Here is a 12,916-nt window from a genome sequence, read left to right as displayed (position 1 = left end):
GACGCCGCCGAACACGTCCTGGTCCGCGGTGTCGTCCTCGATCGCTGATGTCATGCTGATGCTGCCTTCCCAGCCGAAGGTGGGCGCCGGCCGGGTGGCGCAGACAGGACATTGAGGGGGCTTCTGACCAAGCTCCTATCAGGTCATGTTCCGCCCGGCCGGAGCCATGAGAACAGGTCCCGGCAGCCGGACAGAACAGCACGAGGACAGCCCAGCAGGGCGTCAGTCAGTGGTCGAGCCACGACCACCGGGACCTGAGTACCAGCATCAATGTCAGTGGTGCGTCGTAGGGTGGTCGGGCTATGACGAAGCCATCCCTCCCCGAGCTCCTGCACGCCGCCGTCACCGCCGTCGGCGGTACGGAAAGGCCCGGCCAGGTCACCATGGCCGAGGCCGTCGCCGAGGCCGTCGACGACCAATCCCACCTGCTCGTCCAGGCCGGCACCGGTACGGGCAAGTCGCTCGGCTATCTGGTGCCGGCCCTGGCGCACGGGGAGCGGGTCGTCGTGGCCACGGCCACCCTCGCCCTCCAGCGGCAGCTGGTGGAGCGGGACCTGCCGCGTACGGTCGAGTCCCTGCACCCGCTGCTGCGCCGCCGCCCGCAGTTCGCCATGCTCAAGGGCCGGTCGAACTACCTGTGCCTGCACCGGCTCCATGAAGGGGTTCCGCAGGACGAGGAGGAGGGGCTGTTCGACCAGTTCGAGGCGGCGGCCCCGTCCAGCAAGCTCGGCCAGGACCTGCTGCGGCTGCGGGACTGGTCGGACGAGACGGAGACGGGCGACCGTGACGATCTGACCCCCGGCGTCTCGGACCGGGCCTGGGCGCAGATCTCGGTCTCCTCGCGCGAGTGCCTGGGCGCGACGAAGTGCGCGTACGGCGCGGAGTGCTTCGCGGAGGCGGCCCGCGAGCGCGCCAAGCTCGCGGACGTGGTCGTCACCAACCACGCCCTGCTCGCGATCGACGCCATCGAGGGCGCGCCGGTGCTGCCGTCGCACGAGGTGCTGATCGTCGACGAGGCCCATGAGCTGGTATCCCGGGTCACCGGCGTCGCCACCGGCGAGCTCACCCCCGCCCAGGTCAACCGCGCGGTCCGCCGGGCGGCGAAGCTGGTCAACGAGAAGGCCGCCGACGCCCTCCAGACCGCCGCCGAGGGCTTCGAACGGGTCATGGAGCTGGCGCTCCCGGGGCGCCTGGAGGAGGTGCCCGAGGATCTCGGGTACGCGCTGATGGCGCTGCGCGACGCGGCACGCACGGTGATCTCCGCCATCGGCGCCACCCGGGACAAGTCGGTCGAGGACGAGAACGCCGTCCGCAAGCAGGCCCTGGCCTCGGTCGAGTCGATCCACGCCGTCGCCGAGCGCATCACCCAGGGCTCCGAGTACGACGTCGTCTGGTACGAGCAGCACGACCGGTTCGGAGCCTCCGTCCGGGTCGCCCCGCTCTCCGTCTCCGGGCTGCTGCGCGAGAAGCTCTTCGCCGAGCGATCCGTGGTGCTGACCTCGGCCACCCTCAAGCTCGGCGGAGATTTCAACGGGGTGGGCGCGTCCCTCGGGCTGGCCCCCGAGGGCACGGCGGGCGAGGACGTCCCCCAGTGGAAGGGCCTGGGCGTCGGCTCCCCGTTCGACTACCCGAAGCAGGGCATCCTCTATGTCGCCCGGCATCTGAACACCCCGGGGCGCGAGGGGTCGCGTACGGACATGCTGGACGAGCTCGCCGAGCTGGTGGAGGCGGCCGGCGGCCGCACGCTGGGGCTGTTCTCCTCGATGCGGGGAGCCAAGGCGGCGGCCGAGGAGCTGCGGGGGCGGATGGACAGGCCGATCCTGCTCCAGGGCGAGGAGACCCTCGGTGAGCTGATCAAGAACTTCGCCGCCGACCCGGAGACCTGCCTCTTCGGCACCCTGTCGCTCTGGCAGGGCGTGGACGTCCCCGGAGCGAGCTGTCAGCTGGTGGTCATGGACCGGATTCCGTTCCCCCGGCCCGACGATCCGCTGATGAGCGCACGGCAGAAGGCGGTCGAGGAGGCGGGCGGCAACGGCTTCATGGCCGTGGCGGCGACGCACGCCGCGCTGCTGATGGCCCAGGGCGCGGGCCGACTGGTCCGGGCCACGGGCGACAAGGGTGTCGTCGCCGTGCTGGACCCGAGGCTCGCGAACGCACGGTACGGCAGCTATCTGCGTGCCTCGTTGCCGGACTTCTGGTACACCACCGACCGGAACCAGGCGCGCCGCTCACTGGCCGCCATCGACGCACAGGCCAAGGCGGCCGGGGCCTGATCGACCGGGGCCTGATCCGCCGGGGGCTCGCCCGGCCGCCCGACTGGGCCGGCCGGGCAAGGCAGAGCCCCGGGACCGACGTCATGATCGACGTCCTGGGCAGGGATCCCGGGGCGGGCAGCCGTGACCGACGCGTTTCTCAGACCCGGCGCAGCACCGCGACCACCTTGCCGAGGATGGTCGCCTCGTCGCCGGGGATCGGCTGGTACGCGGCGTTGTGAGGGAGCAGCCATACGTGACCGTCCTCCCGGCGGAAGCGCTTGACCGTCGCCTCGCCGTCGAGCATGGCGGCGACGATGTCCCCGTTCTCCGCGACGGGCTGTCGGCGGACGGTGACCCAGTCGCCGTCACAGATCGCGGCCTCGATCATCGAGTCGCCGACGACCTTCAGGACGAAGAGCTCGCCGTCGCCGACGAGCTGGCGGGGGAGCGGGAAGACGTCCTCGACGGACTCCTCCGCGAGGATCGGTCCACCGGCGGCGATCCGGCCCACCAGCGGTACGTAGGACGCGGCGGGCTTGCCCGTCGTGTCGGTCGCCTGGGTGCTGGGCTGGTCCGATCCGCGCACCTCGTAGGCGCGGGGCCGGTGCGGGTCCCGGCGGAGGAAGCCCTTGCGCTCCAGCGCCATCAGCTGATGGGCGACGGACGAGGTGCTGGACAGGCCCACCGCCTGGCCGATCTCCCGCATGGAGGGCGGGTATCCCCGCCGTTGCACCGAGTCGCGGATGACCTCGATGACCCGTCGTTGCCGGTCCGTGAGCCCCGAGCTGTCCGCCCGGATGCCGGGGGGCCTGCCGGGCATGGAACGTCCCGGGCGCGCGGGCTCGGCCCCGTCCGTGTTCGTGACTGAGTCATTCATGGCATGCACCGGCTCAAGTCGGCTCTGGGAGCGGTGGTCCCGGGCGGTGATGGTGGCACTGTCTGCGGTGGTGGTCACGTCGGCCCCTCTCGAATGTTCTCCCTAGCTGGACAACGGTAGTAGCTTTCGAAAGGTTGCGCCAAACACACGTTCGAGTGAAAAACGAATAAAGGGGTGCCGCACTGCTACCGACAGGTGTATGAGCAACAGGATAGAGGCCGCGTGAACGCTCCGCGGAGGCCCGTCGCGGCGCCGGGCCGAGTCCTTCACCCGGGCCCGCGGGCCGGAGCCCCGGCGGCTCGGCGGCCCCGCGTCTCCCGTACCCTCTTCTCTGGCCCACGCTCCCCCGAAGCGGCCTCCGATCGAGGTCCGGTGCGCGACACGCGATGGGGCCCAAAACGCGACTCAACCCTAGATCTAGTGGTTGGATTGCTCCAGTCGCCCAGAAGTTGTGGTCGCGGTTCAATCGCACCGTGGTCATCGCCTATGCTGGGGACTGCTTCCAAGGGCCCGGACAAGGCCCTGAAGAGGCTATTCAGTCGTGCGTGTGAGGGAGGGTTGGGAGCCATGCACTGCCCCTTCTGCAGGCACCCCGACAGCAGGGTCGTCGACAGTCGCACCACCGACGACGGGACGTCGATCCGTCGCCGTCGGCAGTGCCCCGACTGTTCCCGCCGTTTCACCACGGTGGAGACCTGCTCGCTGATGGTGGTCAAGCGCAGCGGCGTGACCGAGCCCTTCAGCCGCACCAAGGTCATCTCCGGCGTCCGCAAGGCATGCCAGGGGCGACCCGTCACGGAGGACGCCCTCGCCAAGCTCGGCCAGCGGGTCGAGGAGGCGGTGCGCGCCACCGGCAGCGCCGAGCTGACCACCCACGACGTGGGGCTGGCCATCCTCGGCCCGTTGCAGGAACTCGACCTCGTCGCGTACCTGCGCTTCGCGTCCGTCTACCGGGCGTTCGATTCCCTGGAAGACTTCGAGGCCGCCATCGTGGAACTGCGTACGCAGCGGCCTTCCGCGGAGGACCGCGGGAGCGGAGAGACCCTTGAGGTCCCCGCGCCCGCCATTGCCGCCGACTGAGCGGTACCCGTCCGGGACGCCCGTGCCCGCAGTCGTCATGGCTGCGGACCGGCGGCAGGGCGACATGAGATGTGCTTCCGGCTGCCGAGTGCGGCTTCCGGAGCATCGGACACACATTGTGCCTGGGAAGATCTGGGCACTTCAGGGCGTTTTCGCCCACATATGGGAGGCGGCATGACAGAGACGGCGAGCGGCCCGGCACGAGGTTCCCGCACCAAGGGCGCCAAGGCGAGCAAGGGTCTGCGTATCGAGCGCATCCACACCAACCCCGGCGTGCACCCGTACGACGAGGTGGCGTGGGAGCGCCGTGACGTCGTCATGACCAATTGGCGCGACGGCTCGATCAACTTCGAGCAGCGTGGCGTCGAGTTCCCCGACTTCTGGTCGGTGAACGCGGTCAACATCGTCACCAGCAAGTACTTCCGCGGGGCCGTCGGCACGCCGCAGCGCGAGACCGGCCTCAAGCAGCTGATCGACCGGATCGTGAAGACGTACCGGAAGGCCGGCGAGGACAACAGCTACTTCGCCTCCCCCGCGGACGCGGAGATCTTCGAGCACGAGCTGGCGTACGCCCTCCTGCACCAGGTCTTCAGCTTCAACTCCCCGGTCTGGTTCAACGTCGGCACGCCCCAGCCGCAGCAGGTCTCCGCCTGCTTCATCCTGGCCGTCGACGACTCCATGGAGTCGATCCTCGACTGGTACAAGGAAGAAGGCATGATCTTCAAGGGCGGCTCCGGCGCCGGCCTGAACCTCTCCCGTATCCGCTCCTCCAAGGAGCTCCTCTCCTCCGGCGGCAACGCCTCCGGCCCGGTCTCGTTCATGCGCGGCGCCGACGCGTCCGCCGGAACGATCAAGTCGGGCGGCGCCACCCGCCGTGCGGCCAAGATGGTCATCCTCGACGTCGACCACCCCGACATCGAGAACTTCATCGAGACCAAGGTCAAGGAGGAGGAGAAGATCCGCGCCCTGCGCGACGCGGGCTTCGACATGGACCTGGGCGGCGACGACATCACGTCCGTCCAGTACCAGAACGCCAACAACTCGGTCCGGGTGAACGACGAGTTCATGAAGGCCGTCGAGGCGGGCGGCAAGTTCGGGCTGCGCGCCCGGATGACCGGCGACGTCATCGAAGAGGTCGAGGCCAAGTCCCTCTTCCGCAAGATGGCCGAGGCCGCCTGGGCGTGCGCCGACCCGGGCATCCAGTACGACGACACCATCAACGCCTGGCACACCTGCCCGGAGTCCGGCCGGATCAACGGCTCGAACCCGTGCAGCGAGTACATGCACCTGGACAACACCTCGTGCAACCTCGCCTCGCTGAACCTGATGAAGTTCCTCAAGGACGACGGCCTGGGGCACCAGTCCTTCGAGTCCGAGCGCTTCGCCAAGGTCGTCGAGCTGGTCATCACCGCGATGGACATCTCGATCTGCTTCGCGGACTTCCCCACGCAGAAGATCGGCGAGAACACCCGCGCCTACCGTCAGCTGGGCATCGGCTACGCCAACCTCGGCGCCCTGCTGATGGCGACCGGTCACGCGTACGACAGCGACGGCGGCCGTGCGCTGGCCGGCGCCATCACCTCGCTGATGACCGGCACCTCCTACCGCCGCTCCGCCGAACTGGCAGCGGTCGTCGGCCCGTACGACGGCTACGCCCGTAACGCCGAGCCGCACCAGCGCGTCATGAAGCAGCACTCCGACGCCAACGCCAAGGCCGTCCACGTCGACGACCTCGACTCGCCGGTCTGGGCCGCCGCGACGGAGGCCTGGCAGGACGTCATCCGGCTCGGAGCGAAGAACGGCTTCCGCAACGCGCAGGCCTCGGTCATCGCGCCCACCGGCACCATCGGTCTCGCGATGTCCTGCGACACCACCGGTCTGGAGCCCGACCTCGCCCTGGTCAAGTTCAAGAAGCTGGTCGGCGGCGGCTCGATGCAGATCGTCAACGGCACGGTGCCGCAGGCGCTGCGCCGCCTCGGCTACCAGCCCGAGCAGATCGAGGCGATCGTCGCCCACATCGCCGACCACGGCAACGTGGTCGACGCCCCCGGCCTGAAGACCGAGCACTACAGCGTCTTCGACTGCGCGATGGGCGAGCGCTCCATCTCCGCGATGGGCCACGTCCGGATGATGGCGGCCATCCAGCCGTGGATCTCCGGCGCGCTCTCCAAGACGGTGAACCTCCCCGAGACGGCCACCGTCGAGGACGTCGAAGAGGTCTACTTCGAGGCGTGGAAGATGGGCGTCAAGGCGCTCGCGATCTACCGCGACAACTGCAAGGTCGGCCAGCCCCTCTCCGCCAAGACCAAGGACAAGGAGAAGGAAGCGGTCACCGCGAAGGCCGAGGAGACCATCCGCACGGCGGTCGAGAAGGTCGTCGAGTACCGCCCGGTCCGCAAGCGCCTCCCGAAGGGCCGTCCCGGCATCACCACCTCCTTCACGGTGGGCGGCGCCGAGGGCTACATGACCGCCAACTCCTACCCGGACGACGGTCTCGGAGAGGTCTTCCTGAAGATGTCCAAGCAGGGTTCGACCCTCGCGGGCATGATGGACGCGTTCTCCATCGCCGTCTCGGTCGGTCTGCAGTACGGCGTCCCGCTGGAGACGTACGTCTCGAAGTTCACCAACATGCGCTTCGAGCCGGCCGGGATGACGGACGACCCGGACGTGCGGATGGCGCAGTCGATCGTCGACTACATCTTCCGTCGCCTGGCGCTCGACTTCCTGCCCTTCGAGACCCGCTCGGCCCTCGGCATCCACTCTGCCGATGAGCGCCAGCGCCACCTGGACACCGGCAGTTACGAGCCGTCGTTCGAGGCGGACGGGCTGGACGCGGACAGCCTGGCCCCGCCGGCCCCGGTCCGCGCCGAGCCTCTGAAGGTGGTGGCGGCTCCCGAGGAGTCCGCCGTGAAGCCCGCTCCGAAGACGGCGCACACCTCGGCCGAACTGGTCGAGATGCAGCTCGGCATCAGCGCGGACGCCCCGCTCTGCTTCTCCTGCGGTACGAAGATGCAGCGCGCCGGCTCCTGCTACATCTGCGAGGGCTGCGGCTCGACGAGCGGCTGCAGCTGACCGGAGACGGGACCGCGCCGACGCGCGGCTGACCCGCTGTTCACGAAGGGGACCGGCCATCGGCCGGTCCCCTTCGGCATGTCCCCGGCCCCTTTTCGACGGGCCGCCGACGCCAGCGCCGGGTTGGCCGGAACTGACCGACGTCACCCTTCGGCGGCCCGGCTTCCCATCACCGCCGCGAACGTGTCGGGGGCGCCGTCGAAGCCGCGTACGGCCGACCTGAAGCCCCAGAGGCCCGAGCCGTCGCGGGTGAACTCCCCGACGACCGCCGCGGTGGCCCACGCCACGTCGGAGAAGTCGCTCTCGGTCAGGCTCGTGTAGCCCTCACGGATCTCCATCGCCGTGTTCCCTATGTCGCCGAAGGTCCTGTGACCGTCGCGCTGCTGGATGGCGACACCGACCACCACCCGCCCGTACGTGTCCGCCAGCCGGTTCAGCTCGATGGTCATGACCTCGTCGAAGCCGAAGCCCTGGCCGGTCCGGCTGTCCCGGTTCAGCGTGATGGTGCCGTCCGGTGAGCGGCTGTCGAAGTGCACCAGATAGGCGGGGGTCCCGTACGGCTCGCCGGCCGGGTAGGTCGCCGCGATGATGTCGAGGTCGTGGGCGGCCGCCCCGTGCGGACTGGGGTCCCATTTGACCCGCACCTCGACCTTTTCGATGTCCTTGTTCGGAGCGCTCAAGGGACTTCCCTCCCGGCCGACGGCCCACGGACCGTTCCCATCACCTGATACACGATTCACCCGATCATGTACGCAACCGGCCGCGGAACCAACTGCTCCGGCCACGGGCGGCGGAATCGGGCCACTGTCCGGCCCCGGCACAGGTGTTGCGGCCGCTCTTGCCCCGCGCCCCGGTGCGCGGGCGGAACGACCGGCCGGGGCGCACTCCCCCGACCGTGACGCGTGCCACGTTCCGCGCCGTACGATGGCGCGGTGCTGGTGAAGTGGATTCGCTGCTCCGTGGTGGACCGTCATGGTTTCGAGCGGGGACAGCGGAAGTGGGCGGGGCTGCTCGGCGAGCCGGGGTTCCAAGGACAGAGCGGCGGGTGGAGCCGAACGCGCCCCGATGTCGCCCACGTCTTCGCGTTCTGGGAGAACCGCGTCTTCTACGACTCCTTCATGGCCCGCGGGCACGACCGGCTGGCGGCCGGGCAGTCGGGCATGTTCCGCGACATGCAGGTCACGCTCTTCGAGCGCCGCTTCGACGTGAAGACGGGCTTCGAGCCCCACTTCGCCGAGGCGGACGTCGTCAGAGTCGCGCACAGCCGGGTGCACGAGGAGCGCGCCGAGCACTTCGTGCTGATGCAGCAGCAGGTGTGGAACCCCGCCATGGCCGGATCGCCCGGCATGCTGCGCGGCGTGTTCGGCGAGGCGCCCGGGAACGAGTTCCTGGCGCTGTCGCTGTGGAAGTCGAGCGCCGAGCGCGGCAAGTACCGCGCGGCGGGGGCCGAGCGGCTGGCGGCCCGCGCGGGGACCGAGACGGACGTGATCGCCCTGACGGGAGACGTCGTGGAGCTGGAACCCTCCTGGACGGTGTGACGCCGCTCCGACCCGGACGGTGTGACGCCGCTCCGACCTGGACGCCGCGGTCCCGCTCCGTGCTCCGCGGGCCCCGACCACTCGTGCCGGCCCGACCCGATCTATGGTCGGGACATGGCACGACCGCAGCGCATTGTCCTCGTCCGGCACGGCGAGTCCGAGGGCAACGCCGACGACACGGTGTACGAGCGGGAGCCCGACCACGCGCTCCGGCTCACCCCCACGGGTCTGCGGCAGGCCCGGGAGACCGGGGAGGGGCTGCGCGAGCTGTTCGGCGAGGAACGGGTGAGCGTCTACATCTCGCCGTACCGCCGCACCCACGAGACGTTCCGGGCCTTCGGCCTCGATCCGGAACGCGTCCGCGTCCGTGAGGAGCCCCGGCTGCGCGAGCAGGACTGGGGCAACTGGCAGGACCGGGACGACGTACGGCTGCAGAAGGCCTACCGGGACGCCTACGGGCACTTCTTCTACCGCTTCGCCCAGGGCGAGTCCGGCGCCGACGTCTACGACCGGGTCGGCGCGTTCCTGGAGAGCCTGCACCGGAGCTTCGAGCAGCCGGACCACCCGGAGAACGTCCTGCTGGTCACCCACGGACTGACGATGCGGCTGTTCTGCATGCGCTGGTTCCACTGGTCGGTCGCGGAGTTCGAGTCGCTGTCCAACCCGGGCAACGGCGAGACCCGGACCCTGCTGCTGGGCGAGAGGGGCCGCTACACCCTCGACCGGCCCTTCCAGAGCTGGCGGACCCCCGAACCGTACGGCCGCACCGGATAGAGTGGCACGGCGATGACCGCTGATTCTGCTTCCGCGCGGCGCCTCGAACGCGCCCTGGCCAGCCTGCGTGGGCTGTCCGTGGGAGACGCCCTGGGCTCCCAGTTCTTCGTTCCGGCCAACTACCCCCTGCTGAAACAGCGGGCCCTGCCGCCCGGCCCCTGGCAGTGGACCGACGACACCGAGATGGCCTGCTCGGTCCTGGCCGTGCTCACCGCGCACGGCCGCGTCGACCAGGACGCGCTCGCCCGCTCCTTCGCCGAGCACCACGACTTCGACCGGGGCTACGGTCCCGCCGTCAACCGGCTCCTCAGGCTCGTACGGGAGGGCGGCGACTGGCGGGAGCTGTCCTCGGCGCTGTTCCAGGGCCAGGGCTCCTGGGGCAACGGCTCGGCGATGCGCATCGCCCCGCTCGGCGCCTGGTACGCGGACGACCCGGAACAGGCCACCCACCAGGCGGAGATCTCCTCGTACACCACGCACCAGCACCGCGAGGCCGTCGTCGGGGCCATGGCCGTGGCCGCCGCCGCGTCGCTCGCCGCCGCCCCCGGCGGGCCGCCGAGCCCCGAGGACCTCCTCGACGGCGTCATCGCGCTCGTGCCCCGCAGCGCCGTCGGCGCGGGCCTGCGCCGGGCCCGTGACATGCTGGACTACCGGGACGCCGGGACGGTCGCCGCGGTCCTCGGCAACGGCCGCCGGACCAGCGCCCACGACACCGTGCCGTTCGCACTCTGGTCGGCCGCGAGGAGCCTCGGGGAGTACGAGCAGGCGTTCTGGGTCACCGCCCAGGCCGGCGGTGACGTCGACACGACGTGCGCCATCGTCGGCGGTGTCGTCGCGTCGGGCGAGGCCGGAGCGCCGCCGGCCGACTGGCTGGCGCAGACGGAGGAGCCCCCGGCGTGGCTGACGTCGCTCCTGCGCTGACCGTGCCGGTTCCGTCCCGTCTCCCCTGAACCGGGGGTGCGGCCCACTGTCACGGTCCTGCCACAGGATCACTCTGCGTGTCCCCGAACGGAAGTTCGGGACTACTCTTTCGGCCACGCCGCCCCTCGTTGATCTTGAGGGCGTGCGCCGAATGAGACGCCGGGACAGCGTACGGCCCAGGGCCGCGCGTGGACCCGGTGGGGGAGGGGTCCCATGTCCGATCAGCCGTCCGAGGCGTCCAGACCGCCGGAGCATCCGAAGGAAGCCGGGGCACTCCGGCCACCGGAACCGTCGGCGGCCCCCGAGGCCGCCGGCACACCGGAGCGTCAACCGGATCCGGCCGCGGCGCGGTCCGCCGGTGCGCCGGCCGCCGATACCGCGCCGCCCTCCGCGGTCTGGGATCCCGCCCCGCCGCAGGCCTCCGGCGACCCGCGCGCCCGGGCCCAGGCGGCCCGGAAGGCCGGGCCGCCGGGCAGCCCCTGGCAGTACGGCGCCGGGGTGCACTCCGCCGAGGACAATGATGTGACGGCCCGCATCCGGCCCCCCGCGCCGCCCCTGATCGGTCCCGCCGTGCTCGGCTCGGTCCTGGCCACCGCGCTCCTGAGCGCGCTCTTCCTGGGCGACGGACTCGGGGTGAACCTCCTGATCGTGGCCGCGCCCGCCGCACTGGCCGCGTTCTTCGCCGCCCGGGCGGCAGGCCGCCGACTACGGCCCTGGACGGCGACCTGGGCGGTGGGAGGACTCGCGCTGCTCGCGGTGCCGGCACTCCGGGACGCGGGCTGGCCCACCTTCCTCGCCGTGGTGTCCGCCTTCGCGCTCGGCTCGCTCGCGCTGCACGGCAGCCGCAGCTGGCTGGGGGTGCTGATCGGCTCGCTGGGGCTGTTCGACTCGGTCGTCCCCGGCATCATCTGGGGCGTACGGGGGGTTCGCGCCCGGGCCGACGGCTCCCGGGCGCGCTGGGGCGCCGCCCTGCGCACCACGGTGGTGGCCCTCGTGCTGCTGGTGGTGTTCGGCACCCTCTTCGCCAGCGCGGACGCCGCGTTCGCCGAACTGCTGGGCAGTCTCATGCCCGAGGCCTCGGTCGGCGAGGGACCGTGGCGGATCTTCCTCTTCGCCCTCGGGCTGGCCGGCGCGCTCGCCGCCGCGCACGCCGCGGCCGCCCCGGTGCGCTGGGACGGGGTCACCGTACGGCCCGGCAAACCCCGGGGACGGGCCGAATGGGCCCTTCCGCTGATCGTCCTCAACCTGCTCTTCGCCGCGTTCATCACCCTCCAGCTCGTCGTGCTCTTCGGCGGCTACGACAAGGTGCGGGACGTGACCGGGCTCAGCCACGCCGAGTACGCCCGCCAGGGCTTCTGGCAGCTGTTGTGGGCCACGCTGCTCACCCTTCTCGTGATCGCCCTGGCCCTGCGCTGGGCACCGCGCGGCGGCACCGGGGACCGCACCCTGGTGCGGTCGGTCCTCGGCCCCCTCTGCGTGCTCACCCTCGTCGTGGTCGCCTCCGCGCTGCGCCGCATGGACCTGTACGTCGACGAGTACGGCCTGACCAGGCTCCGGATATCCGTGGCCGCGATGGAGCTCTGGCTCGGGGTGGTGCTGGTCCTCATCCTGGCGGCAGGCGTCTTCGGGGCCCGGTTCCTGCCCCGGGCCATCGCGGTGAGCGCGGCGGCCGGCGTCCTGGCCTTCGGGCTGCTCTCACCGGACGCGTTGATCGCCGAGCAGAACGTCCAGCGCTTCGAGGACAGCCGGTCGACCGCCATCGACATCGACTACGTCAAGGACCTGTCCGCCGACGCCGTACCGGCCCTGGACCGACTGCCCGAACCGGAACGCTCCTGTGCGCTGCGGATCATCCAGAACGACGTCATCGACGACGACACCCCCTGGTACGCGACCAGCTGGGGAGAGGCGCGGGCGAAGGAGATCCTGGAGAAGCGCCCGGTGAAGGGCGACGGGCGTGACTGCTACCGCGCGGGCAGGGAAGGGACCCGGGACGGTTACGAGCCGGACGACGACGGCTACGACCCGTACTGAGCCGACGGGCCCCTTGAGCCCACGGGTTCAGGGGGCCGCACCCACGGGTCCAGGGGGTCCGTCCCCGCGGGCCCAGGGGGGTGCCTCTATGTCTTTCGTCAAGGGACCCTGTCGGGTTTGGGGTGGTTCAGCGTTGCTGGGGTTATGCGGCGAGCTCGACGTCCTTCGGCGTGCGGGGTTCGTAGAAGGTGCCGTCGCGGAGCATGGCGAACAGGACGCTGATGCGTTGGCGGGCGAGGCGGAGGAGGGCTTGGGTGTGGGTTTTGCCGCGGGCGCGTTGCTTGTCGTAGTAGGCGCGGGAGGCCGGATCGGCGTTCATGCAGGCGAAGGCGGAGAGGAACATGGCGCGTTTGAGCTGCCGGTTG

9 protein-coding genes and 1 pseudogene are annotated in these 12,916 nt (G+C 70.8%); 7 read left to right on the top strand and 3 right to left on the bottom strand.

Going from position 1 to position 12,916, the window contains the following annotated elements:
* Window positions 1-302: 302 nt before the first annotated feature.
* Complete coding sequence (locus tag D581_RS0136430) at window positions 303-2,273, top strand: ATP-dependent DNA helicase (protein WP_018962023.1); 1,971 nt, start codon at window positions 303-305, stop codon at window positions 2,271-2,273.
* Between the two features lie 139 nt (window positions 2,274-2,412).
* Here the strand turns inward: D581_RS0136430 and lexA are convergent, their stop codons facing one another.
* On the bottom strand, window positions 2,413-3,210 hold the full coding sequence (gene lexA / locus D581_RS0136425; RefSeq protein WP_018962022.1) for a transcriptional repressor LexA: 798 nt from the start codon (window positions 3,208-3,210) through the stop codon (window positions 2,413-2,415).
* Between the two features lie 489 nt (window positions 3,211-3,699).
* Here lexA and nrdR point away from each other — a divergent pair, with 489 nt between their 5' ends.
* Together nrdR and D581_RS0136415 are read left to right on the top strand one after the other, a co-directional pair.
* Complete coding sequence (gene nrdR, locus D581_RS0136420) at window positions 3,700-4,212, top strand: transcriptional regulator NrdR (RefSeq protein WP_018962021.1); 513 nt, start codon at window positions 3,700-3,702, stop codon at window positions 4,210-4,212.
* 174 nt (window positions 4,213-4,386) lie between these two features.
* The gene (locus D581_RS0136415; RefSeq protein WP_018962020.1) at window positions 4,387-7,284 is read left to right on the top strand and encodes a vitamin B12-dependent ribonucleotide reductase; all 2,898 of its coding nucleotides are present in this window, start codon (window positions 4,387-4,389) and stop codon (window positions 7,282-7,284) included.
* A gap of 143 nt (window positions 7,285-7,427) precedes the next feature.
* Here the strand turns inward: D581_RS0136415 and D581_RS0136410 are convergent, their stop codons facing one another.
* Complete coding sequence (locus D581_RS0136410) at window positions 7,428-7,964, bottom strand: TerD family protein (protein ID WP_018962019.1); 537 nt, start codon at window positions 7,962-7,964, stop codon at window positions 7,428-7,430.
* 252 nt (window positions 7,965-8,216) lie between these two features.
* Between D581_RS0136410 and D581_RS0136405 the strand changes: the two genes are divergently transcribed.
* The 4 genes from D581_RS0136405 to D581_RS0136390 all read left to right on the top strand — a co-directional run bounded on the left by D581_RS0136405 (window position 8,217) and on the right by D581_RS0136390 (window position 12,551).
* Window positions 8,217-8,822 carry a YdbC family protein gene (locus tag D581_RS0136405; protein ID WP_018962018.1) on the top strand — a complete coding sequence of 202 codons (606 nt, stop codon included), beginning with the start codon at window positions 8,217-8,219 and terminating at the stop codon, window positions 8,820-8,822.
* A gap of 114 nt (window positions 8,823-8,936) precedes the next feature.
* Window positions 8,937-9,596 carry a histidine phosphatase family protein gene (locus D581_RS0136400; RefSeq protein ID WP_018962017.1) on the top strand — a complete coding sequence of 220 codons (660 nt, stop codon included), beginning with the start codon at window positions 8,937-8,939 and terminating at the stop codon, window positions 9,594-9,596.
* Window positions 9,597-9,608: 12 nt separating this feature from the next.
* Window positions 9,609-10,517: an ADP-ribosylglycohydrolase family protein gene (locus tag D581_RS0136395; protein ID WP_020679281.1), complete on the top strand. Its 909-nt coding sequence runs from the start codon at window positions 9,609-9,611 to the stop codon at window positions 10,515-10,517.
* Window positions 10,518-10,730: 213 nt separating this feature from the next.
* Window positions 10,731-12,551, top strand: a complete 1,821-nt coding sequence (locus D581_RS0136390; RefSeq protein WP_018962015.1) for a DUF4153 domain-containing protein — start codon at window positions 10,731-10,733, stop codon at window positions 12,549-12,551.
* Between the two features lie 142 nt (window positions 12,552-12,693).
* Here the strand turns inward: D581_RS0136390 and D581_RS01000000138370 are convergent.
* Window positions 12,694-12,916: pseudogene (locus D581_RS01000000138370) on the bottom strand (IS110 family transposase); the annotation flags it as partial.

The sequence above is a fragment of the Streptomyces sp. CNB091 genome (assembly GCF_000377965.1).
Note: the sequence above shows the minus strand (reverse complement) of the source record. Positions and strands in the feature narration are given on the sequence as shown.

Excerpts from the sequence above, each read along its gene's own strand:
- D581_RS0136430 (WP_018962023.1), top strand. The coding sequence starts at position 303 with ATGACGAAGCCATCCCTCCCCGAGCTCCTGCACGCCGCCGTCACCGCC.
- nrdR (WP_018962021.1), top strand. The coding sequence starts at position 3,700 with ATGCACTGCCCCTTCTGCAGGCACCCCGACAGCAGGGTCGTCGACAGT.
- D581_RS0136415 (WP_018962020.1), top strand. The coding sequence starts at position 4,387 with ATGACAGAGACGGCGAGCGGCCCGGCACGAGGTTCCCGCACCAAGGGC.
- D581_RS0136400 (WP_018962017.1), top strand. The coding sequence starts at position 8,937 with ATGGCACGACCGCAGCGCATTGTCCTCGTCCGGCACGGCGAGTCCGAG.
- D581_RS0136395 (WP_020679281.1), top strand. The coding sequence starts at position 9,609 with ATGACCGCTGATTCTGCTTCCGCGCGGCGCCTCGAACGCGCCCTGGCC.
- D581_RS0136390 (WP_018962015.1), top strand. The coding sequence starts at position 10,731 with ATGTCCGATCAGCCGTCCGAGGCGTCCAGACCGCCGGAGCATCCGAAG.